Origin of the sequence: Leptotrichia hofstadii (assembly GCF_007990525.1) — a bacterium.
Lineage (GTDB): Bacteria > Fusobacteriota > Fusobacteriia > Fusobacteriales > Leptotrichiaceae > Leptotrichia > Leptotrichia hofstadii.
In genome coordinates this window covers 1899987-1924073 of the sequence record NZ_AP019823.1, presented here as the reverse complement: position 1 = coordinate 1924073, position 24087 = coordinate 1899987, and the positions used below count along the sequence as shown (strand labels likewise).

General features: G+C 30.4%; 23 protein-coding genes. 16 read left to right on the top strand and 7 right to left on the bottom strand.

Annotation, left to right across the window (positions count from 1 at the left end; all coding sequences use genetic code 11):
• Positions 1-14 precede the first annotated feature (14 nt).
• From atpG to dapB, 6 genes are all read left to right on the top strand, one after another.
• Positions 15-875 (top strand): ATP synthase F1 subunit gamma, encoded by an 861-nt coding sequence (gene atpG, locus FVE77_RS09190; RefSeq protein WP_026746986.1) that lies wholly within the window; start codon positions 15-17, stop codon positions 873-875.
• 57 nt (positions 876-932) lie between these two features.
• The gene (atpD, locus tag FVE77_RS09185) at positions 933-2330 is read left to right on the top strand and encodes a F0F1 ATP synthase subunit beta (RefSeq protein ID WP_006803459.1); all 1398 of its coding nucleotides are present in this window, start codon (positions 933-935) and stop codon (positions 2328-2330) included.
• 100 nt (positions 2331-2430) lie between these two features.
• Entirely contained in the window at positions 2431-2820 is a 390-nt protein-coding gene (atpC, locus tag FVE77_RS09180) for an ATP synthase F1 subunit epsilon (RefSeq protein ID WP_026746987.1), read from the top strand.
• A gap of 459 nt (positions 2821-3279) precedes the next feature.
• Entirely contained in the window at positions 3280-4278 is a 999-nt protein-coding gene (locus FVE77_RS09175) for a DUF4912 domain-containing protein (RefSeq protein ID WP_026746988.1), read from the top strand.
• Positions 4279-4328: 50 nt separating this feature from the next.
• Positions 4329-4712 carry a lactoylglutathione lyase gene (gloA, locus tag FVE77_RS09170; RefSeq protein WP_006803462.1) on the top strand — a complete coding sequence of 128 codons (384 nt, stop codon included), beginning with the start codon at positions 4329-4331 and terminating at the stop codon, positions 4710-4712.
• Between the two features lie 120 nt (positions 4713-4832).
• A complete protein-coding gene (gene dapB, locus FVE77_RS09165; RefSeq protein ID WP_026746989.1) occupies positions 4833-5567 on the top strand; it encodes a 4-hydroxy-tetrahydrodipicolinate reductase in 735 nt (244 codons plus the stop codon).
• 46 nt (positions 5568-5613) lie between these two features.
• Here dapB and FVE77_RS12690 read toward each other — a convergent pair whose 3' ends face one another.
• Positions 5614-5784 (bottom strand): hypothetical protein, encoded by a 171-nt coding sequence (locus FVE77_RS12690; RefSeq protein WP_026746990.1) that lies wholly within the window; start codon positions 5782-5784, stop codon positions 5614-5616.
• A 28-nt stretch (positions 5785-5812) separates the two neighbouring features.
• A complete protein-coding gene (locus FVE77_RS12500; protein ID WP_154669761.1) occupies positions 5813-5983 on the bottom strand; it encodes a hypothetical protein in 171 nt (56 codons plus the stop codon).
• Between the two features lie 825 nt (positions 5984-6808).
• Here FVE77_RS12500 and FVE77_RS09160 point away from each other — a divergent pair.
• Together FVE77_RS09160 and FVE77_RS09155 are read left to right on the top strand one after the other, a co-directional pair.
• Positions 6809-7105 (top strand): hypothetical protein, encoded by a 297-nt coding sequence (locus FVE77_RS09160; protein ID WP_026746992.1) that lies wholly within the window; start codon positions 6809-6811, stop codon positions 7103-7105.
• Positions 7106-7359: 254 nt separating this feature from the next.
• On the top strand, positions 7360-8802 hold the full coding sequence (locus tag FVE77_RS09155; RefSeq protein ID WP_026746993.1) for an acyl-CoA dehydrogenase family protein: 1443 nt from the start codon (positions 7360-7362) through the stop codon (positions 8800-8802).
• 51 nt (positions 8803-8853) lie between these two features.
• Here FVE77_RS09155 and gltS read toward each other — a convergent pair whose 3' ends face one another.
• On the bottom strand, positions 8854-10095 hold the full coding sequence (gene gltS, locus FVE77_RS09150) for a sodium/glutamate symporter (protein WP_006803467.1): 1242 nt from the start codon (positions 10093-10095) through the stop codon (positions 8854-8856).
• A gap of 332 nt (positions 10096-10427) precedes the next feature.
• Between gltS and FVE77_RS09145 the strand changes: the two genes are divergently transcribed.
• From FVE77_RS09145 to FVE77_RS09130, 4 genes are all read left to right on the top strand, one after another.
• Positions 10428-11888 (top strand): glycoside hydrolase family 32 protein, encoded by a 1461-nt coding sequence (locus FVE77_RS09145; RefSeq protein WP_026746994.1) that lies wholly within the window; start codon positions 10428-10430, stop codon positions 11886-11888.
• A 27-nt stretch (positions 11889-11915) separates the two neighbouring features.
• Entirely contained in the window at positions 11916-13217 is a 1302-nt protein-coding gene (gene rsmB / locus FVE77_RS09140; protein ID WP_026746995.1) for a 16S rRNA (cytosine(967)-C(5))-methyltransferase RsmB, read from the top strand.
• 136 nt (positions 13218-13353) lie between these two features.
• The gene (locus FVE77_RS09135) at positions 13354-15111 is read left to right on the top strand and encodes an NUDIX domain-containing protein (protein ID WP_036088227.1); all 1758 of its coding nucleotides are present in this window, start codon (positions 13354-13356) and stop codon (positions 15109-15111) included.
• 42 nt (positions 15112-15153) lie between these two features.
• Complete coding sequence (locus tag FVE77_RS09130) at positions 15154-15858, top strand: M48 family metallopeptidase (RefSeq protein WP_026746996.1); 705 nt, start codon at positions 15154-15156, stop codon at positions 15856-15858.
• 91 nt (positions 15859-15949) lie between these two features.
• Here FVE77_RS09130 and FVE77_RS09125 read toward each other — a convergent pair whose 3' ends face one another.
• The 3 genes from FVE77_RS09125 to FVE77_RS09115 form a co-directional block, all read right to left on the bottom strand.
• Positions 15950-16342, bottom strand: a complete 393-nt coding sequence (locus FVE77_RS09125; protein WP_036088230.1) for a carbonic anhydrase — start codon at positions 16340-16342, stop codon at positions 15950-15952.
• 118 nt (positions 16343-16460) lie between these two features.
• The gene (locus FVE77_RS09120) at positions 16461-18110 is read right to left on the bottom strand and encodes an NAD(P)/FAD-dependent oxidoreductase (RefSeq protein WP_026746998.1); all 1650 of its coding nucleotides are present in this window, start codon (positions 18108-18110) and stop codon (positions 16461-16463) included.
• A 467-nt stretch (positions 18111-18577) separates the two neighbouring features.
• Positions 18578-19813 (bottom strand): BaiN/RdsA family NAD(P)/FAD-dependent oxidoreductase, encoded by a 1236-nt coding sequence (locus FVE77_RS09115; protein ID WP_026746999.1) that lies wholly within the window; start codon positions 19811-19813, stop codon positions 18578-18580.
• A gap of 459 nt (positions 19814-20272) precedes the next feature.
• Between FVE77_RS09115 and FVE77_RS09110 the strand changes: the two genes are divergently transcribed.
• From FVE77_RS09110 to FVE77_RS09090, 4 genes are all read left to right on the top strand, one after another.
• Complete coding sequence (locus FVE77_RS09110; protein WP_026747000.1) at positions 20273-20458, top strand: hypothetical protein; 186 nt, start codon at positions 20273-20275, stop codon at positions 20456-20458.
• A 341-nt stretch (positions 20459-20799) separates the two neighbouring features.
• Positions 20800-21300 carry a Cys-tRNA(Pro) deacylase gene (gene ybaK / locus FVE77_RS09100; protein WP_026747001.1) on the top strand — a complete coding sequence of 167 codons (501 nt, stop codon included), beginning with the start codon at positions 20800-20802 and terminating at the stop codon, positions 21298-21300.
• 23 nt (positions 21301-21323) lie between these two features.
• On the top strand, positions 21324-21872 hold the full coding sequence (locus FVE77_RS09095) for a sugar O-acetyltransferase (RefSeq protein ID WP_026747002.1): 549 nt from the start codon (positions 21324-21326) through the stop codon (positions 21870-21872).
• A gap of 198 nt (positions 21873-22070) precedes the next feature.
• A complete protein-coding gene (locus FVE77_RS09090; RefSeq protein ID WP_026747003.1) occupies positions 22071-22916 on the top strand; it encodes an aldo/keto reductase in 846 nt (281 codons plus the stop codon).
• Positions 22917-23032: 116 nt separating this feature from the next.
• On the opposite strand, the gene FVE77_RS09085 is transcribed toward FVE77_RS09090, so the two are convergent.
• Positions 23033-23884, bottom strand: coding sequence for a LysR family transcriptional regulator (locus FVE77_RS09085; RefSeq protein ID WP_026747004.1), 852 nt, complete (start codon positions 23882-23884; stop codon positions 23033-23035).
• Positions 23885-24087 lie beyond the last annotated feature (203 nt).

The window sequence follows — 24087 nt, the reverse complement described above, 5'->3', positions numbered from 1 at the left end:
GCAGGTGAAATGATATGTCAGCAAATATGAAAGAAATAAAGGAACGTATTGACAGTGTAAAAAATACAAGCCAAATAACAAACGCAATGAATATTGTTTCTTCTACAAAATTTAAAAAATTTCAGGTTTTAACTCTAAAATCTAGAAACTATGCATATGCTGTAAATGAGGCTTTTGATAATTTAGTTGCAAGTCTTAAGGGAAATAAATTTGTAATTTTTGATGGAAAGCCAGAAGTTAGAAGAGTCGGAATTATAGTGATGACATCAGATCGTGGGTTATGTGGAAGCTTTAACTCAAATACTTTTAGAAGGCTTGAGAGCATGAGAAAGCAGTTTGAGAAGGAAGGAAAAGATGTTTCAGTTGTAACAATTGGAAGAAAAGCAAAAGAATATTGTAAAAATCGGGATATCAATGTGGATAGTGAGTATACACAGATGATTCCGGAAACAATGTTTGAAACTGGTAAAAAAATCAGTGAAGATGTAGTGCAGTTTTATTTAAACGATTTTTATGATGAAGTCTATATGATTTATTCAAAATTTGTATCAGCAGTTGAGTATAATATTCAGGTGGAAAAATTGCTTCCAATAGAAAAAAAGGAAGGATTGCCAACAAAGGAATATGTGTTTGATCCGTCAGAGGAAGAAGTGTTGAACTCGTTTGTTCCACAAGTTTTGAATATAAAATTATATCAGTCGTTACTTGAAAATTCGGCAAGTGAGCATTCAGCTAGAATGTCGGCAATGAAACAGGCTAATGATAATGCCGCTGAAATGATAAGAAACTTGGAAGTGCAGTATAATCGTGAAAGACAAGGAAAAATAACACAGGAATTAACAGAAATTATTGGCGGTTCTTTAGGAGTACAGTAATTTATTTTTAAACTGAAGAACTTGAGAATAAACTAAGAAGGAGGTTAAAGGTAACTAATGAATAAAGGTAAATTAGTGCAAGTTATTGGGCCGGTTATAGATGTAAAATTTGAAAAAAAATTGCCTGATATTTATAATGCGCTTGAAGTGTATAAGGAAAACGGAGAAAAATTAGTAGCTGAGGTTCACGCCCACAACGGAAACAATGTTGTAAGAGCAGTTGCAATGTCTGGAACTGAAGGGTTAAGACGTGGACTGGAAGTTGTAGATACTGGTAACCCGATTCAAGTTCCAGTTGGAAGAGCGACATTAGGAAGAATTTTCAATGTGCTTGGAGAAGCGGTTGATGATGGTGAAAAATTGGATGCAGATGTGTTAAGGGAATCTATCCACAAGGATGCACCCTCATTTGAACAGCAAGGAACAGATTCTGAAATACTAGAAACAGGAATAAAAGTAGTAGATTTACTTGCTCCATACTTAAAAGGTGGAAAAATTGGACTGTTTGGAGGAGCAGGAGTCGGAAAGACAGTATTAATTCAGGAATTAATTAACAATATTGCGAAAGGGCATGGAGGACTTTCTGTATTTGCAGGAGTTGGAGAGCGTACACGTGAGGGACGTGATTTATATAACGAAATGACAGAAAGTGGAGTTATTGATAAGACAGCATTAGTGTATGGACAAATGAATGAGCCACCTGGAGCAAGATTAAGAGTAGGACTTACAGCACTTACAATGGCGGAATATTTTAGAGATAAGGAAGGACAAAACGTACTTTTATTTATTGATAACATCTTCAGATTTACTCAGGCAGGATCAGAAGTATCGGCTCTACTTGGAAGAATGCCGTCAGCCGTAGGATACCAGCCAAACTTGGCAACTGAAATGGGAGCCTTGCAGGAAAGAATAACATCAACAAGCACAGGTTCAATTACATCAGTACAAGCTGTATACGTGCCAGCAGACGACTTGACAGATCCGGCACCAGCAACAACATTTGCCCATTTGGATGCAACAACAGTATTGTCAAGACAAATTGCATCACTTGGAATTTATCCAGCAGTAGACCCGCTTGATTCAACTTCAAGAATACTTGAGCCTGAAATTGTTGGGAATGAGCATTATAAAATTGCAAGAGAAACTCAGAAAGTATTACAAAGATATAAGGAATTACAAGATATTATCGCAATTCTAGGAATGGATGAGCTGGATGAAAATGATAAATTAACAGTAAATCGTGCTAGAAAAATCCAAAGATTCTTTTCACAGCCTTTCTCAGTAGCAGAACAGTTTACAGGAATGAAAGGTAAATATGTGCCTTTAAGAGAAACAATACGTGGATTTAAAGAAATTCTGGACGGACTTCATGATGATTTGCCAGAACAGGCATTCCTATACGTTGGAACAATTGAAGATGCAGTTGCAAAAGCACGAGAATTGATGAGCGAGTAATTTAAAATAATGTGTAATGAAAACAGGGATGATGTTTTCCCTGTTTTCCAATAAGAAAGTTTAGATAAAATAAGCATACTTTGGAATGGAAGGAGGCTTTATGGCAACGGAATTTATTTTGGAAGCAGTAACTCCAGAAAGGCTAGTTTTTGAAAAGCCTGTTGAATTTGTAAAATTACGTACAGAAGGCGGAGATATTGGAATACTTGCAAAGCATATTAACTACATTACACCAATTGGTGCTGGGGAAATGCTTGTTCGTGAAAAGGATAATAAGGAAATGACATATTATCTGGAAGGGGGCTTTCTAGAAGTCCGTCAGGATAAAGTTGTTATTTTGGGAGTAAATATCGTTGAAGCAACTAAGGCGGAAGCAGAACGGATGGCAAGAGAAGTTGCCATTGAAAGAGCAAAAAAACAAAAAATAAAAGAAGATCAGGATATTTTAGGCTCAAAAAAACGGATTCAAAACAATTTAAGCAGGAAATAAATTTTGAAATTCTAAAAAATGTGGTATAATATGTATAAAATATAGTTAATTAATTTTAAAATTGATTATTTAATTATAATAAATTTATTTAAACTCTAAAAATTAAAAGATTCATCATAGAGTATTCAGTTAAATATTTTTTATATAATTCATCTGTTTTTCTTTTTTATGAAGTAAAGGGGAACAGTTATCATCCCCTTTTTTTCGCAATATTAGTTATTTCAATTTTTCAAATTATAATATCTGAAGATTTTGGCGAAACTGCTACGCACTAATCTTCGCTTGCCTAAGCATTTTTTAGTTTAAGTAAAATAGTTAATTTAACTAAAATAAATAAGAAGTAAAATAATTTAAAGAATAAAAGATTATTTAACTGAATAATCAAAGGATAAATCTGTATTTTTAAACTAATATTTGAATAAATTTAACAATAAAAAATAATGTAAAGGTGGAATGGGAATGGAGCAATTGAAAAAAAATAGAACGAGAACATTTTATAGAAATTATGTTAATGAAAAATTAGTTGGGAATAGAAATAAAAAAGAATTGAAAAAATTAGAAAGATTTATTTCAAGGGAAGTTATCGAAAGGGAAACTATTGAGAAAATTTTGATAAAATACTTTTTTATTAAAAGAAGCAGAACTTTTTACAGAAACTTTGCTGATAGAAAATTAGTAGGAAATCTAGGTAGAAAATATAGAAGAATTTTTACAGCTTTAGATTTCAATTATGAAAAAATTTCGTCAGAACAAATAAGACGTAGATACGTAGAAACTGAAATTAACCGTTCAAAATTTGCAAAAGGTGTAGAATTTGACGGTAAATCAAATCACGAAGATATTTACTTTGACAAGGCTCCATTACCAGCATCGTATTTTACAGATGAACTTGTCCTAATGCCAAAAAATCCTACAACATTATACATTTATTGGGAAATTCGTGATGATACCTATGAAAGATTAGCTGCAAATAACGGAGTTATTGATAATGTAGTTATAAAAATATTTAAAAACGGACACGAATACAGAAAAATTATAAGACACGAAAGAATTGGTTCGCATTATATTACTGAAATTGATGTAAATCAAAATTATGAAGCATCTATCGGATATGAAGATCAATATGGAAACTTTTCAGAAGTAGCACATTCAGTAGAAGCCATCGCACCAAATGATAAAGTTTCTGATAATATTGACTTAGTATGGGGAACAGTGAAATTCGATCCAAGCACAAATCAGCTTATAAAATATATAAATACTCCAGTTTCAACACCAGAAGGAAGAGAGCTTTTAGGAGTACCTGCAGATTATGATGTGGATGAAAATAATGAATTTATAATTGAAGTTATAGAAAGATTGACAAAAGTAGGAGCTTCAGAATCATTAATCGAAAGAAAAGTGATAAAAGGAAAACTTCCAAATCTTAGACTGGATATGGGTGGTTCAAGAAGCAGTTAGAACATTTTTATAAATGTTTTTATAAAAATTAAGATTAAAGGAGATTTAAAATGGCTATGTTAAATATGCTGCACGCTTGTTTACGTGTAGAAAATTTAGAAAAATCTATTGAATTTTATGAAAAGGCATTTGGATTTAAGGAAGATCGACGTAAAGATTTTCCAGAACATAAATTTACTATTGTTTATTTGACTCTTCCGGGAGAAAGTTTTGAAATTGAGCTGACTTATAATTACGGTCACGGTCCATATACAATTGGTGACGGTTTTTCACATCTGGCAATTGCTTCGGACGACTTGGAAGGAGATAATGAAAAACATAAGGCAATGGGATACAAGACAACAGATCTTATGGGCTTGCCTGGTAAACCTGGACATTATTATTTCGTAACGGATCCAGATGGTTACCGTATGGAAGTAATTCGTGCAGAATAAAAATTAGCAATAAAACATATTTAAAGCAAATAATAGAAATATCATAAGAAAAGACCGAGATTTTCGGTCTTTTATAGTAAAACTATTTATACAAAATTTTAATAACTGCAAGGAGAAAATATGAAAATAATAGTATATGGTGCTGGAGTTATGGCACAGTATGTAAAGGAATCAGTAATAAATTCTGAAAATGAATTTGCCGGGCTGGTTGATCCGCTTGGAAATGGGGATTTTGAAAATCTGAAGGGAAAAGATGTGGATTTTGATGCAATTATTGATTTTTCGCATTTCAGTTTGCTGGAGGATGTACTTGAAGCGGGAATAGATAAAAAAGTTCCAGTTCTAATTGCTACAACTGGACATTCAGAAGAACAGCTTGCAAAAATTCAGGAAGCTTCAAAGCAAATACCGATAATTAAAGCAACAAATACTTCAGTTGGAGTAAATATCGTAAATGAAATTGTAGCCTTTGCGACAAAATTATTAAAGGATTTTGATATTGAAATAATTGAAAAGCATCACAACAGAAAAATTGACGCACCAAGCGGTACAGCAAATACTTTACTTGAAGTTGTCAAGGAAAATCTGGATAATGATGGAAAAGACTATAGAACAATTTACGGAAGAGAAGGGCACAGTAAACGTACTGAAAAGGAAATAGGAGTTCACGCTATACGTGGCGGAAATATAGTCGGAGAACATACCGTAATTTATGCAAAAAATGACGAAATTATAGAAATAAAGCACGAAGCATTATCAAGAAAAATGTTTTCAGACGGAGCAGTTAAAGCTGTAGAATTTCTTGTTGGAAAAAAAGCAGGATTGTACACAATGAAAGATGTACTTGGTTTATAATAAAAAAAGCTCTAGTTTTATTAGACTGGAGTTTTTCTTTTTTCAATTATTTTGTATCCTTGCAATATACGGTTCCATCGTATCTTTCATAACATTCAGTTCCTTTTTCTGCCATTCTTTGATCAACTCGATTCCAATAACTTGGACTAAAAAGTTCACAACTAGCTACACTTAATCCAACTAAAATTAAAATCAGAATTTTAAAAATATTTTTCATAAAATATCACTCCTTGCATTATTTTTAATTATTTTGTATCTTCACAATAAAAATATCCACTACTAGTTCTATAACATTCTCTACCTCTTTCTTGATCTTCTCTGTTTATCCTGTCCCATCGTGAAGGACTAAAAAGTTCACAACTAGCCACACTTAATCCAACTAAAATTAAAATTAGAATTTTAAAAATGTTTTTCATATAATATCACTCCTTATATTTTTTTTCGTAGGATTGCTCATTGCCGCAAATCCTACAACCTATGGCTAGTCTACGACATTTTTCTGCACTGACAAAAAACTCGCTATGCTCAGACAGTTTTGCCAGCACAGAAAAATGCTCCGACAGGTTATTTATACTAGATTCTGTTTAAAATGAAAATTACCTTTTTATAAAATATATTTGTTATAAAGGTTTGGGCGAAAGAAACACATAAATGTGTTTAATCGTTTTCATTCCCAAAAAATCACGACATTCTATACTAAATTATAAAGATTATTATATTTAAATTCTAGGCTTTTGTATTTGAAAAATATTAAATAAGCAAAATTTCGTTAAAGGAAAAATAACTGTCTGAGCGTAGTTTTAACGAAGCGAGTTTTATTTTTTCTTTATAAGAAAGTTTTGCGTAAAGCGGGGTTGTAAGGGCATGGCGTCTGATGCCCTTACGTTAAAAAAACATATAAATAAAATAAGAAAAAATATTTAATAATCATAATATTTATAAATAAAATTACAAAAATCTTTTAAGATGAATACTTAAAAATTAAATTTGATTTTTTTAACAAACCTATCAAATTAATAATTATAGAATTTAAAAATATTTCTCATAATATCTGTTATTTATATAATTATAACAAATAAAATAAAAAAAGTCAATATTTATACGGTAAATTAAATACTATATAAAAATAAAAGTTTTTTTAAAATTTTTTATAAAATGGTATTGACATAATAAAAAATGTGTGGTATTATACTATTGAAAATAAGAGAAAATTAATTACTGTAAAAAAGGAGAGATTTATTATGAAATCTAAATTTAAAGTTTTGTTATTAACATCAATCATTGCTTCTAGTTGTATTAGCTGTACTTTTGCACAGGCAGGTGGAGTAATTGGAGGTGAAGATGGAAGAACCATGGGAATGATAATGGATAGTGGAGTATCATTAGGAAATAGCATAGGAAGAAGTATCAAAGGTGCAATTTCAAACAGAAAGTCAAAAGCACCAAAAGTACCAAAAACTTCTACAACAAACATAAACACTAATACTACAAAAACTGTAAATTTAAAAGATACAACTACAAATAAAATTAAAAAATAAAAGTTAGAATGTTGATAATAGTTTAAGCAAAATGAAAGCAGTCGATAAACAGTGAAGTTATGTTGACTGCTTTTTAATTGTTTATAAAATAACAAGAATTTTTGAGTTTTGCGTAGATTAAAAAAGTGTTTTTAGTATAATTTTGATATAAATTGTTATTTTTTTTCATATATGTTATAATAACAGTTGTTATATAGACAAATTATTTTATTAGCAAAGTATTTTGTTGAAAATTATTTACTAGGAGGACATAAATGAGAAACTTGATAAATGGAAATTTGCTAAAAATGAATACAGAAGAATTTTTGGATAACATAAAAAAGGCGTTTAATGATGTTTTTTCGGATGGAAATATTGAAAAGACAGATTTGATGGGATATTTATCAGAAAATAAATGGCTTAATATAAAAAAACATGGATTACTGCTGCCATTTCTTCTTGAAAAAGTTGGCGGGAGAAAAGATAGCCAGTTTGAAATTCAGGAAGTATTGAGAATCGCTGGGGGCTATGGAGTGCCAGTCACACTTAGAACAGGAATTGAAGGGGCTTTAGTGTTGCAGCCACTTGTTGAATATGGAAATAAGGAGCAGATTGAAAAAGGTCTGGAAATGATATTTAATGGGGAAGGCGGAGGACTGGCTATAACAGAGCCTAAGACTTCTGGATCTGCCATAGCAAAAGAAATGCAGTCTTACTATGAATATGTTGATGAAAATACAATTCATGTTAAAGCTGATAAATATTGGCAAGGAAATTCTCAAAGTGATTTTTTATTAATTGCGGCAAAGGAAAAGAAAGAAGGAAAACTTTCAAAAGTAATTAGCTTAATTTTAGTTCCAAGAAAATATATAACTTATGATGTGTTAAATTCAGAAGGGCTGAAAGCAGTGAGATATGCTGTAAATCATGTAGATGCTCATATTCCTGCAAAATACGTAATAAAACTTTCAGAAAGTAAAGCAAATTGCCTTAGAGAATTTCAAAATATATTTATTCGAAGCAGGTTGCAGCTGGTTGGCATGACTCATGGAATTATGGAATATATTGTAAAAAATGTAAAAAAATATGCCAAAGCTGATATTCCGTTTGTAAAAAGGGAGATGGAAGAAATAGAAACAACTTACGGCGTGTCAAAAATTATGTATGATTACACTTGCAATAATGTTTATCCTGAAAAATCGGTGTCAGACAAACTTATGGAAGCAAATATTATAAAGAGCCTTGCTACTGAGTACACATACAATGCTGCAAAAACAGCGCAAAAGTTATTGGGGGCAAAAGGATTTGAAGCTGGGCATCCGATGAGCAATGTGGCAATTGATTTTAGACCGTTTACTATCTTTGAAGGTCCGAACGACATGCTTTACGCTGAAATTTATGATCAGTTTTCAAAAGCTACGGCTGTGGAGAAGAAGGAAGGAATTAGAGTAGACAAAAATTCGACAATCTATGAAAGATTTATTTCAGATAGACGATTTTCAAGTACTTCTATTAGTGATATTTTAAATAAAGCAGATGATTTGACAAACTTTTTAAAAAAACATGCTTTAAATGAAATGAATCAGATAACAAAAGTTTTTATTGGGAAAATACTGGCAAGATTGTTTCTTTTAATTCAAACAGAATCCGATAATTTGGTAAAATTCTTGATAAGGGATATTAGAAAAGATATTTTAGATTTTGAGTATAATAGTTAAATTAATAAAAAAGAAGGATAACTAATAAAAGCTATTCTTCTTTTTTTCAAGTTATTTAAAAAACTGCGTAAATATTGTAATGATACTGATATTGGCAAAGTCGATAAATAGTGAACCGACAATTGGAATTACGAAAAATGCCATTTTTGAATAAATATATTTTTCTGTAACTGCTTTCATGTTTGAAATTCCGTTTGGAGTTGCTCCAAGTCCAAATCCACAATGTCCTGAAACCATTACTGCTGCATCGTAATCAGACCCCATTGCTTTAAATGTTATCCAGTTCAGATAGAAATAAATCAATATAACTTGTGCAATTAATAAAATAATTACAGGTAATGCCAAATCAATTAATTCCCATAATCTTAGTGTCATTAGTGCCATTGAAAGAAATAGACTAAGTGCCACATCTTCAAGAATGCTTATTTCTTTTGTCGGAGCATTCATAGCCTTTACATTGTCTGATAAATTTCTAATAATTGCAGCAACAATCATTGGTCCAATGTAAACAGGGAAATGTGCTTCAAAATTTGTAAAGCTCATAAGATAATCAATAAATATTGATAAATATGAACCAATTCCCATTGCAATTAAGATATAGAAAAACGCCATTGAAAATCGTTCACCATCAAGATAAGGCTTTTGTCTTTTTAACACTTCTTCATCAATATCTTCATCTCCATGCTGAATACCGTCTTTTACAAAATGTTCAGGCAATAATTTGTGCTTTTTAATAAGTCTGCTTGCGATAGGTCCTCCCATAGCAGATCCTACAATAAGACCAAAAGTTGCAGAAGCAATGGCAATAGCATTTGCTCCTTTGTATGCAGGACCGAGAGCTTCAATTGTCGGAGCTACAGCGGCAGATGTTCCATGTCCTCCAGTCATTGGAGTAGATCCTGTCATTAGTGCCAGTAATGGCGGAAGTCCTACAAATTTTGAAAGTCCAACTGCAACAGCATTTTGCAAAATACATAATCCCGCTGCCACAAATAGGAAAATAAGCACTTTTTTTCCACCTTTTTTCAATACTTTTAAACTTGCGTTAAATCCTACGCTTGTAAAAAACATAACCATAAAGAATTTTTGCAATGTATCAGTAAATTTTATTTCAGCTACATTTGTCTGCCTTAAAATAAAAACAAATATTGAAAATAGAAAACCACCAATAACAGGCGCTGGAATACAGTATTTTTCAAAAAATTTGATTTTTTTTCTAAGTTTCATTCCAATTAACAATAAAATAACTGCCAGACCAATTGTCTGAATCATATCCATGTTAATTTTAACCATAAATAACTCACCTCGCTATAAATTTTTTTGTAATGCAACATTATACTATAAATTCAAATAAAGTGCAAATTTAAATCAAAAAGTATTTTTTAGGCTCAAAATTATAAAAAAATGGCAATAATTTGAAAATGAGGCTGTGAAAATTTGGAAAAAGTAATAAAATATGGTAAAATATAGTAAAACTGGTTTGAAATTGAGATATTTTATTCAACTTTCTGAAATGTTTAATTCTTATAAAGTTTGATATTAAAGAAGTACAGCATAATGAAAAATATAAATAATAAAATACAAATGGATAATAAAATCTGATGATATGAAAGGTGGCTTGAAATATGGATTTTACTAAAGTTAGAGAAGATGAGGAAAAATCAATTTTAGAGAAAAAAGAAATTGTTGAAAAAGATTTTTGGCGACAAAAATATCATATTCAAGGAATTGTGGGGTTAATTAACGATCCGAATGGATTTTCGCAGTTTAATGGAAAATATCATATGTTTTATCAATGGAATCCATTGGGAACTAATCATAAAAACAAAACTTGGGCTCATAGTGTAAGCAGTGATTTATTAAACTGGGAAAGACTGGAAACAGCTTTGCGTCCTGATACCTGGTATTCTAAGGATGGAGTTTATTCTGGAAGTGCTATTGTGGATGACGACAAACTTTATTTATTTTATACAGGAAATGTGAAAGATTCCGAAGGAAATAGGGAATCTTACCAATGCCTAGCAGTTTCAAGCGACGGAGAAAATTTTGAGAGATGGGAGCCAAGCATTGTAAATCAGCCAGATGGATATACACGGCACATAAGGGATCCAAAAATCTGGAAAAAAGATGGTAAATTTTATGCTGTAATTGGTATTCAAGGTGAAAATTTGGAAGGAAAGGCAGTTTTATACAGTTCAGAAAATATAAAAGATTGGAAATTTGAAGGAGAAATTGCAGGAGCAAATCACGGAAAAATTAAAGACTTTGGATTTATGTGGGAATGTCCTGACTATTTTCAGTTAAAAGATGAAAAAACTGGAGAAATAAAGGATTTATTGGTTTTTTCTCCACAAGGTTTGGAGCCAGAAGGAGATTTATACAATAACAAGTATCAGACAGGATATTTATTTGGAAAATTAGATTATGAAAAACCTGAATTTGAAATTTTATCAGACTTTGTGGAAATTGACAGAGGAAATGACTTTTATGCACCACAGTCAATGGAAGATGATAAAGGAAGAAGGCTTATTGTAGGCTGGATGGGAATTCCAGAAGAAGAAGATTTTCCAACTGTAAAAAATGAATGGCTTCACTGCCTAACTTTACCAAGAGAACTTAAAGTAATAGATGGAAAACTTTATCAAGTGCCTATAAAGGAAATGGAAATTATCCGTGGAGAAAAAATTGAGTTTAGTGAAAAAGTTACTGGAGAAGTGAAAGTTGGAACAGGAGCAACTTATGAATTAAAAACTAAATTTACTGATTTTAATTCTGATTTTGGATTAAAATTACGAACTAATAAAAACAGTGAAACAGTTTTAAAATTTGATTATAACGATAAAAAATTTGTACTAAACAGAACAAAAGGTGAACAACCTGATAAAAGATTAAGAAAAGTTTATCTTGGAGATATTTCGGAATTGGAACTTACTGTGTTTGTAGATAGCTCTTCTGTAGAAGTATTTATTAACGGCGGACAGGAAGTATTTTCATCAAGAATATTCCCTGAGAAAGATGCGAACGGAATAATCGTTTTTGCTGATAAAGATGTAAATGTGGAAATAGAAAAATGGGAATGGAAATAAAGTTTTTTTTAATAAGAGAGGAAGAAATTGATAAAGAAAAAAAATATAAAATTAGACATAGTAAATTTACTGGATGAAATTCAGAACGGAAAATACAGTAATATCCAGTTAAATTACTATTTTTCTAAAAATAATTATACAAAAAAAGAAAAAATGTTTATTACAAATGTAATAAATGTTGTGATAAAAAATTTGATTTATATTGACTATCTGATTGGGAAAAGTGTTAGGAATGTGAAAAAGAGAAAGATAAAACAGCTTTTGAGAATTTCAGTTGCACAATTGTTTTTCATGGAATCAGATAATGCGGGAGTTATTTTTGAGGCTGGAGAGATTGCAAAAATTTTGAATGTACATCAAGCTGGATTTGTGAATGCGACTTTACAGACAATCTTGAAAAATAAAGAAAAATTTGATGAGGAAATTCCAAAAGATAACAGGGAAAGTATTGTTTTGTCATATCCGCAATGGTTTGTGAATAAGATGAAAATTGATTATCCTGATGATTATTTGGAAATGCTTAAATCTTATAAAAAAAGAAGTTATTTGTCAGTTAGATTTGATAAAAATAAAATTACGAGAGAAAAATTTGAGGAATTGCTGAAGAATATTAAGACGGATGTCTTATTTTCTGTTGGGGAAGTTTATTATTTATCAAATGCGAATATTTTTGATACGGAAATTTATAAGAATGGGGATGCTGTGATTCAGGATGCTTCGTCTTATCTGGCTGTGAGAAATTTAGGTGTGAAAGATGGAGAAACTGTACTTGATGCCTGCTCTGCTCCTGGTGGAAAATCCCTTGCGATTTTACAGCTGTTTAATCCGAAAAAACTGATTTCCACTGATATTCACGAGCATAAAGTGAAATTATTGAATGAACTTAAAAATAAATATGGTTACAGCAATCTTGAAGTGAACTTAAATGACGCTACACAAATTGAGAATTTAGATACAATGTTTGATAAGATACTTTTAGATATGCCTTGTAGCGGACTTGGAGTTCTTCGGAAAAAGCCTGAAAAAATATATGATTTGACGGCAAATGATATAAAAAATTTAAAGAAACTTCAGAAAAAAATATTTGAAAGTGCGTATAAATCTTTGAAAAATGGTGGAGAAATAGTTTACAGCACTTGTACATTTTCTAAAAATGAGAATACTAATAATATTCAGTATTTTCTCGAAAAATACGAGGATTTGGAAATTATGGAAGTAGAGATTCCTGAAAATATTGACAATATAAGAGATGAATTTGGGGGAATTTATATTTCATATAAAAATGAATATTTGGATGGGTTTTATATTGCAAAATTAAGAAAAAAATAAAAAATTTTTGAGTATAGTAAACTAAAAATAAAAATGAAACTAAATATTTTAGAGTTAATTTACAAAATAAAAATAAATGTGGAAATGAAATATTCTATAAAAGTACGGAAAAAATAATTGAAAGGACATATTTGGAATGCGATTTGATTTGGATGATGATGTAAAATTCATATTAGAACAACTGAATAAAAATGGAACAGGATTTCTTGTTGGTGGAGCAGTTAGAGACAAAATTCTAAATAAAGATCCTGGCGATTATGATTTTGCAACTGATATAGAATATTCAGAATTGAAAAGAATCTTTGCTGGTTATAACCCAAAAGAAATGGGAGCTCATTTTGGAATTCTTATGATAAATGTTAATGGAAAAAGTTATGAAATAGCAAAATTCCGTAAAGAAACAGGAGTTTACAACAGCAGATACCCAAAAGAAATTAAGTTTGTAAAAACAATTGAAGAAGATTTGGCAAGACGGGATTTTACAATAAATTCTATCGCTTACAGCGAACAGACTGGAATAGTGGATTTGTATGGGGGAAGGCAGGATATTAGACGGAAAGTGATAAGATTTGTAGGGAAGCCAAAGCTGAGAATAGAAGAAGATGCTCTTAGAATTTTAAGAGCTTTTCGATTTATTTCAAAATTAGGATTTAATTTGGATAAAAAAACAGCTGAAGCCATTTACAAAAAAAGAAAATTTTTGACTAAAATATCTAAAGAAAGAATTTTTGACGAGTTAAGTAAAATTCTTATGGGAAAATTTGTTAAAAAAGCTTTTATAGAAATGAAAAAATTACGGGTTTTAGAAATGATAATTCCCGAATTTTATTATGCTTACAATTTTGATCAGAATAATCCCAATCATCCAGACGACTTGTTTAATCATATTATAAAAGTTATTCATCTTTGTGATTATGATTTGGTAACTAGATTTGCGGCACTTTTTCACGATTTGGGTAAAATAAATGTAAAAATTATTGATGCGAAGGGTATTTTTTATTTTTATGGACATGAAAAGGAAAGTGCATTAATCGCAGAAGAAGAGTTAAAACAGCTCAAGGCATCCAACGATTTTATAAATTCAGTAAAAAAAATTGTAAAAAATCATATGTTAATTTATGGAGATGTTTCAGACAAGACATTGAAAAAATTGATTATTGAAATGGAAGAAAAAAATCTGAAAAGACTTTTTAATTTATTTTCTGCAGACTTAAATTCTAAAGGACTTAGGACAAAAAAAGAAAACGAGCAAATTATACAAAATTTTTGGGAAAAAATTGAAAATATAAAGAAACAGGGTAAAATACCACAGTTTAATGATTTAGATATAACAGGGATTGATTTGATAAATCTTAAATTTAGTAACCGTGAGATTGGAGAAGTAAAAAATAGATTGTATGAGCTTGTGCTTGGCGATGAAATTGAGAACGAGAAAGAAGCATTGTTAAAATATGTTGTCAAGCATTACAAATTGAATGATAACTTTGAGTATGAAAATTCGTGCGGTGCAATTGTTTTTAATGAAAATACCGAAAAAATTCTGCTTGTGAAAATGCACAATGGTAACTGGGGCTTTCCAAAAGGGCATATCGAAAAGGATGAAACTAAGGAAGAAACAGCAATTCGTGAAGTTCTTGAAGAAACAAATGTAAGAATAAAAATAATTCCTGATTTTGAAAGAGAAATAAAATATATTCCAAATGAGAAAACTATTAAGAAAGTTACAATTTTTATGGGAATTACGCAAGATGAAGAGGTTACCATTGATACTTTTGAAATTGAGGATTTTAAATGGTGTACCTATGAGGAAGCATTAAAGCTGGTTACTTATAAGCTTCAGAAGGATGTGCTGGAAAACGCAAGAAAAGTATTTATAAAGTCGAAGACAGGTTAGAGCTTTAATAAAAATAAATGTAAGAGGAAAATAAAGTAAAAAATGAAAACAGAAAAAATTTTAGGTTATGAAGTTCACAGAAAAAAAGTAAAAAATATAAATTTACGGATAAAGCCCAATATGGAAATCTATATTTCTGTGCCAATGAATTTACATCGTGATTACATCGAAAATTTTATCCGTTCTAAAGAAGGCTGGATAAAAAGTGTTTTGAAAAAAGTTGAAGATGTGAAGGAAAAACAGAAGGGCTTTGAGTACAAAACTGGAGAAATTCATAAATTTTTAGGAAAAGAATACAGTTTAACTGTGAAAACAGGAAACTTTAATGGCGTGAATTTAATAAATAATGAAAAAGATCCGAATATAACTTTAACAGTTAATGAAAACATTTTTGAAAATATTGATGAAAAGAAAAAAGTTATGGAAAAATGGTATTTTGAAAATGCAAAAAAATTATTTCCTCAATTTATGGAAAAATGGCTGAAAATATTGGATGAGCATGTGGAAAAAGTCGCAATAAAGCCTATGAAGACTAGATGGGGCTCGTGCAATTATGTAAAAAAATATATAAATCTTAATACGGAGCTTATAAAAAGAACACCTTTTGAGATAGAATATGTGGTTTTACATGAATTGACACATTTAAAGTATCCAAATCACGGAAAGGGTTTTTACAATTATGTCGAACGATATATGCCAAATTACAAGATTGCTGAAAAAATGCTAAATGCTAAACATTATTATTAAATTTCAAATAAAAATAATATTAAAAATATTTCTTTAAATAAAATAGGAACTACCAGTTAAGAGCAGTTCCTTTATTTTTTTATTAATTCAATTAATTATTATCATCAATGTCGTAATCTGCTAAAACTTCAATTTCTCCATTTTCATGGACAAAAAGCCCAGTAACAGCCTCATGAGGTAAATCGTTGTGCATTTTCTCAGCAGCTTTCCGAATATAGCCCTTTTGTGTTTCATCATCAATAGGACAACCAGCGCAGTCGCTATGCCCTGCCACAAAAATATGATCAGATTTATGCTTATTAACCGAAATTAAAACAACCTTATCTTCTATGCTTTTTAAATAATCCTCATCATTAACTATTTTATTTACAGCACCCGCATCAGTAATAGTATCCACAAAAGTGTATCTGTAATTACCTCTAATGTATTCATTTAAAATATGAATAAATCTTCCATCCATACAGCATACTAAAGTACAAAACATAATTTCCTCCCTCGTTCAAACAACTATAGATTTTTAATTGTTACAAGTTTGAAGTTATTTGAAATATATCTTAAAGATGTTGAAATTATAGCATATTTAATGGTAAAAATCAAAAATTTTAGCTTAATAAATTTTCTAGAAAATACTCAATCACATACTCTGCACATTTTATTCCATCAACTGCCGCTGACATAATTCCGCCAGCATACCCTGCACCTTCCCCACATGGCATAAGTCCTTCGATATTTGAGAAAAATCTTTCATTTCTAGGAATTTTCACTGGAGATGAACTACGGCTTTCCACACCTGACAGAATTGCGTCATAACTGGCAAATCCTTTTATTTTTTTATCCATTAAGGTAATTCCTTCTTTTATGGAATCGTTTATGAATTGTGGAAAAATTTCATTTAAGTTTGCAAATTTGTAGCCTGCCAGATAGCTTGGCTTTACTTTTCCTAATTTTGTTGAGATTTTATTATTTACAAAATCGCCAAATAGCTGAATAGGGGCTTTGTAATCTTTTCCACCAAGCTCGAATGCTTTTTCTTCCAGTTTTCTTTGAAATTCGACTCCAGCCAGAACGCTTTCTCCTGGAAAATCCTCAGGAAATACATTTACCAAAATTGCAGAGTTTGCATTTTCCAAATCTCTTTGTGAATAGCTCATTCCATTTACGACAAGTCTGCCTTCCTCGCTTGAAGATGGTACAACTACACCGCCAGGACACATGCAGAACGTATAAACTCCACGTCCATTGCTTGTCTTTACATTTAATTTGTATTCTGCGGCCGGCAATTTATCAGCAAATTTTCCATATTGCGAATAATTTATCATACTTTGAAGATGCTCAATTCGGACTCCTACCGAAAAAGTTTTTCGTTCCATTGCAACATTTTCTTCGTTCAGCATAAAGAAAGTATCCCTTGCGCTATGTCCAATTGCGAGAACTAAAATATTTGTTGGAATTTCATAAATTTTATTTTCATCAGAATTTTTCACATTTTCAACTAAAATGCTTTTTATTTTGTTATTTTCAGAATCAGATTTTTCATAATTTATTTTTGTTAATTTTGTGCTAAATCTGTATTCTCCCCCAAGACTTTCGATTTTATACCTGATTTTACGCATTATTTCAATTAATTTATCAGTTCCAATGTGTGGCTTTGACATATAATTTATTTTAGGATCAGCACCAGCGAGAATTAATTCATCATAAACCTTCTGAATCCGAAAATTATTTGTATTCGTGTTTAGTTTCCCATCTGAAAATGTTCCAGCTCCTCCTTCTCCAAACTGTACATTTGAATATTTATCAAGTTTTCCAGTTTTGAAAAAATTATAGACATCCTTTTCACGCTCATTTACATTTTTTCCCTGCTCAATGATAATTGGCTTTAATCCAGCTTCGGCAAGCACAAGTCCAGCAAAAATTCCAGAAGGTCCGCTTCCAACAATAACAGGGCGTTTTACATTTTCAGTTTCTGTAAAGTTCTCAATTTTTTCCGTAGAATAAGGTTTTTTCTCAATTTTTCGTACATTTTTTACATTTTCAAATCTTTTCTTTTCCGTTTCCTCATCAAAGTTGAAGGAAATATCCACTGCATAAACAAATACAACATTATCTTTTTTTCTGGCATCAATCGCCTGTCCTGCGATTTCAAATGACTTTACTTCATTATCATTGATTTTGTAAAGTCTGAAAACTGTTTTTTTTAAATCATTTTCACTGTGTTTTACAGGCATTTTTATATTATTTATTCTAATCATTTTTCTCCTTAATTTAGTTTAGTTGTTTTTAAAAGCTTGCAATATTATTTTTCATTTTAAATAGTAAATTTGCTATAAATCTATTTTAGCAAGGGAGTTAAATTTTCTTGTTATCAAGTAAATAAAATACTATTTTTGTTATGTTTTTTCTTTTTTTTTTCGCAGGATTGCTCATTGCCGCAAATCCTCATCTTGCAGTAAAGGTTTATCCTAATAATTAAAATTGTGGCAAGATTGCTACGCAATACCTATGGCTAGACTACGACTTTTATTTGCCCAACTCCGAAACTCCTCCTTCCAGTCGTCAAACAGTCGTAGCTGAACAAATAAAAGCTCCGTCGGTTTATTAAAAACAAAAAATTGTATTTTAATTATTTTGAAATACTAGGTTCTTATCCTTTGTTGGAAAAATTTGTAATAAATTCGTTATTTAAATGGGGTTTAGTATTAAGTTATATAGTCCATTTTTAAAGATTTTTTCCTAAAAAATATCCAGAAGTCCAAGCCCATTGTAAGTTAAATCCGCCGCATTCACCGTACACATCCAGTATTTCCCCAGCAAAATAAAGATTTTTAACTTTTTTTGATTCCAGATTTTCCAGATTTACTTCACTTAGAGGAATCCCTCCAGCAGTAACTTGAGCCGCTTTAAAGCCATTGGTATCAATAATTTTTATTCTATATTTTTTTAAAGTTGTACAAATTTTACGAATCTCGTTGTCTGTCAGTTCATTTATACTTTTTGATAATTTTTCAATTCCTGCCGACTTTGTCAAAAATTGTCCCAGCTTTTTATTGACAACTCCATTAAAAAATTGTTCCATTGTAAAATTCTTTAATATTGTCCGACGTTTTTTCAAAATTTCAAAAATTTCATTATAAGTAAATTTTGGCATAAAGTCAATTTCAAATTCCACGTTTCTGTAAATTGGAAAAACATACGAAATATTGAAAACTACATTTCCAGAAATGCCAAAATCAGTAAACAGCAGTTCCCCATCATAAGTACAAATTTTTATTTTCTCTCCACTTTCATTTTCTCCAAAAGCTGTAATTTTCACATCCGACTTAATCCCTTTTAAACCTTTAATTTTTTCTTTTTCTGCCTTTAGCTGTACAATAACAGGCGTTAATTCGGTAATAGTATGCCCAAAGCTCTTTGCCAGCTCATAGCCGCTTCCGTTTGAACCAAGTTCAGGATACGATTTTCCACCAGTTGCAATGACTACTTTTTTGGCAATTATTTGTTTTTTATCTTCAGAAATTATCTTAAAATCAAACATTTCCTTCTCAATTTTTGTAACATAAAAATCTGTAATTATCTCTATTCCAAGACTTTGTGCATAAAATCTGAGTCCATCCACAATTGATGCGGCCTGTCCGCTAAGTGGATAAACTTTCCCTCGATTTTCCTCATTACAAATAATCCCGACTTCATCTTCAAAAAATCTCATTGCATCTTGTGAAGTAAAACTCTCTAAAATTTTCTCAATAGGCTGCTTCATTTTTTCAATTCCAAAATAATTTCTATTGGAAGCATTTACATTTGTCAAGTTACATCGTCCATTTCCAGTTGTAAGCACTTTTTTCAGAACTCTGTCCTTTCTTTCCAGAATGACAACATCCCTTCCGTTTTTCTTTGCAGTAACCGCCGTCAGAAAACCTGAAGCGCCACCTCCAATTATCGCTATTTCTCTTTTCATCTTATAATTTCATTCTCCTAAATATTTATAATAAATTTTAAAATTTTTATTAATTACCTGATTAAAAGCCAGTTTATAAAATAAAAACGAGCCGTGTGCTCGTTTTTTTGTATGAAAGAAGTCTAAATGTAGAGATGGGGCGTCTCTATTAGACAGTTATTTATATCACATATATGTATATTTGTCAATATTCTAAACAAATTCAAATATTTTATGATTTTGATTAATATTTTTTTATTTTAATTTTTATTTTAATAAAATTTTTCTTGATTTTAGTTTTAATAAAATAATTTTATTATGTTTAAAAAAGAAGAAATATGCAAATTTATAGAAAAATATTTATAAACAACAATCTATTTCATAAACTTGAATAAATAAAAATTATAAGTCAGAGTAAAAAATTTGATTTTTTAAAAAAAATAAAGTACAATTTAAGTAAGAAAATAAGGAGGAATGTATATGAAAAAAGGGATAAAAATATTGCTGTTAATAATGGTTGTTTTTTCTGTTGTGGGCTGTGAACTGTTTGACCCTAAAGGTTGGAGAGAAGCACGTGAAGATATGAGAAAAAATGGGGTTCAATGTTATGAAAAAGCAAATGGCAATTATTATTGTAAAGATAAGTATGGAAATAGAGTAGACTAAGGAGGAAATTGGTATGAATAAATTATTAAAAATATTGCTGTTAATAATGGTTGCTTTTTCTGTTGTGGGTTGTGAATTGCTTAGTCCTAAAGAGTGGAAGAAAACAAATCAAGCGTGAAGAGAAAAAGGTGTGAGATGTTATGAAGAAGCTAATGGCAATTATTATTGTAAAGACAAGTATGGGAATAGATACTAATATTTAATTATTGAATATAGATTTTTTTTAAATAAAAAAATATCGAAAGCAAGAGGGGTAATTTGACTTCTTGTTTTTTGATTGACTGAAAAATATTAATTTGATATACTGAAAATAAGGAAAAATACGATTATGGGGGTATAAAATGAAACATAAGAAAGAAAAAATTGTAAAGACGAATGCATTAAGACAGCTGGATAAACAGAAAATTCCATATATTATTCATACTTATGAGTGGAGCGAGGATAAAAGCGGAGGGCTTGGTGTTGCTGAAAAGTTGCCTGAATTGGCGGATAGGGTTTTTAAGACTATTGTGTTAAAGGGAAAAAGTAAGAATTTGTATGTTTGTGTGATTCATGGAGAGGCTCATCTTGATTTAAAGAAGGTAGCAAAGGCTTGTGGGGAGAAAAATATTGATTTATTGCCATTATCAGAATTGGAGAAGGAAACAGGATATATTCGAGGAGGATGTTCTCCTGTGGGAATGAAGAAACTGTTCAGGACTTTTTTTGACAAGGAAGTTGAAAAATTTGACAAAATAATGGTTTCAGCTGGAAGAAGAGGATTACAGATGGAAGTGGAAACAAAAAAGCTGATTGAAGTAGTGAAAGGGAATATTGTGGATTTGACGATGGAAGAAATTTAGATTGTGAAGGGATGATGGTTTTTATGAAAGAGAAAATTAAAATTGGAAAAGAAGAAATCGAAAAAATGAGGGAAAATAGTAGAGATGTTATGAAACTTACTCTTGAACTTAATACAAAATATAATTCGGCACAGGAAATTGTGGAGCTTATGTCAAAAATTACAGGTAAAGAAGTTGATAAAAGTTTTGCTCTTTTTCCGCCGTTTAATACAGATTATGGAAAAAATATTACTTTTGGTAAAAATGTGTTTATAAATGCCGGGTGCAAGTTTCAGGATCAAGGGGGAATTGCAATAGGAGATAATGTTTTAATAGGGCATAATGTCGTTCTAGCTACATTGGATCATAACATTTGTGTGAGTAAAAGAGCTGAACTGTTTGCAGCGCCAATTATTATTGAAGATAATGTATGGATTGGAGCAAATGTTACAGTCACATCTGGCGTTACCATCGGAAAAGGCTCTATTGTAGCAGCTGGGGTAGTGGTTACGAAAGATATTCCAAAATACAGTATTGCAGGAGGGATTCCTGCTAAAGTGATAAGAGAATTGACGGAAGAAGAGAGAAAGTAGGCGATGAAGGAGGAAAAGATACGATGTTTAAACGTTAATTTATTTTTCTGCTTCATTCCTTTAGTATGCATTTTGGTTATAGTGGATTACAAAATTGATATTGTACTTTAGGAAAATTTTTTTGTAAAATATGTTCAAGAAGATTGATAGTGTAACTATAATTTAGAAAACGGATATATAAAATTAGGAGGAAATATTATGAAATACGTAACTTTAAACAATGGAGTAAAAATGCCTATATTAGGATTCGGAGTATTTCAGATTGATGATATGAAAGAATGTGAGGAAGCGGTTTACAATGCGTTAAAAGCAGGATATAGATTAATTGATACAGCTGCGTCCTACAGAAACGAAGAAGCTGTGGGAAGAGCTATAAAAAGAAGCGGTATACCTAGAGAAGAAATTTTTGTTACAACAAAATTATGGGTAAGTGATGCAAATTATGAAAAGGCAAAATTGGCATTTGAAACATCTTTAAAAAAATTGGATTTGGAATATATTGATTTATATCTGATACATCAGCCATTTAATGATGTATATGGAGCTTGGAGAGCGATGACAGAGCTGTATAAGGAAGGGAAAATAAAAGCAATTGGTGTAAGTAACTTCTATCCTGACAGACTGGTTGATTTTATTATGAATAATGAAGTAGTGCCAGCTGTAAATCAGGTGGAAACACATCCTTTCAATCAGCAGGTTAAAGCAAATGAAATAATGAAGGAATATGGGGTTCAAATAGAATCATGGGGACCTTTTGCAGAAGGAAAAAATGGAATATTTGCAAATGAAATTTTGTCTGAAATTGGTAAAAAATACAACAAATCTGTGGCTCAGGTAATTTTAAGATGGCTAATTCAGAGAAATATAGTTGCAATACCTAAATCAACAAGAAAAGACAGAATTGAAGAAAATTTTAATGTATTTGACTTTGAATTGAACAGCGAGGATATGGGAAAAATATCTGAACTTGATAAAAAGGAAAGTTTATTTTTAAACCATGATGATGTAGAAATAGTAAAATGGCTTAATGGAAGGAAACTATAATAAGAGTTTTGAAATCAAAAATTTAATTTTCTTGATTTTCAGAAAAAACGGCTATATGATAAACTGATGAAAATGTGAGTATATAAAGATATGAGGGAAATGCACCCTCATATTTTTTAAGAATTTTTACTAAAACTATCAAAAAGTTTCTCAATTTCATTTTTTATATTTTTCTTACAGACACAGTAGAAAGTCATTTTTGCTTCCTTGTCAGCAATTGGGATTGAAATATTATTTTTGAAATTGTCTTCACGTTCAAGTGTGAAATTTGAACGGAAATGCAGTAAATTTTGCATTTCAGCTAATTCCTGATAAATAATCCTGTCACTTTGAATAAGGAAGTTCATATTAGGCATTTTTTCTAAAACTATATCCTTCCATATTCCGATTGGATTGAATAAGAGCATTCTGTCATCTGTAATATCTGAAAAATGTATTTCCTTCTTTTTAGCCAGCGGATGCTGCAAAGGAACTGATAAAAATAATTGTTCAGTTTTGTATTTTATGCAGAAAAATTCAGAATTATCAATAGGTTTAGAAAGTATGATCATCTGATAAATGTCATTTTTAAGTTTTTCAAATAACTGAAGATGATTTTCTATTTTATGAAGAATGTATTTTTCAGGATAAAATCTTGCAAATAATGAAATCATATCCCACAATGGAGCTGGAGCACATGAACCAATTGAAAAATTATTTTGAACCTGATTATTTTTATTAACTTTTTCTTCCATTTCATCTACAAGATTCAATATTTTTTCTGCGTACTGGATAACAGTTTTTCCATTTTCATTTAATTCCATCTTATTTTTTTTCCTGTCAAAAAGTTCAATCCCTAAAGTTTTTTCCAGCTTTTGTATCGAACGGGAAAGGGCAGGCTGTGAAATATACAATTCTTCAGCAGCTTTTGATAATGTTCCATATTTTGCAAACGCGATAAGCTGTTTAAGTTGTTCCAATTCTATCATATAAATCACCTCATATAATTTTTATTTCTAGTATGCATTTTAATTATAGCACATTTTATAAACGGTATTGTACTTTTATCTTAAATTTTAGTATTATAACTACATGAAGATAAGGAAATAAAAATAAGAAAATGAAGAAGATTATATATGAAAAACTAAAAATTTAAATTCCTTACTGATTTATGATATAATTGTATTATTAT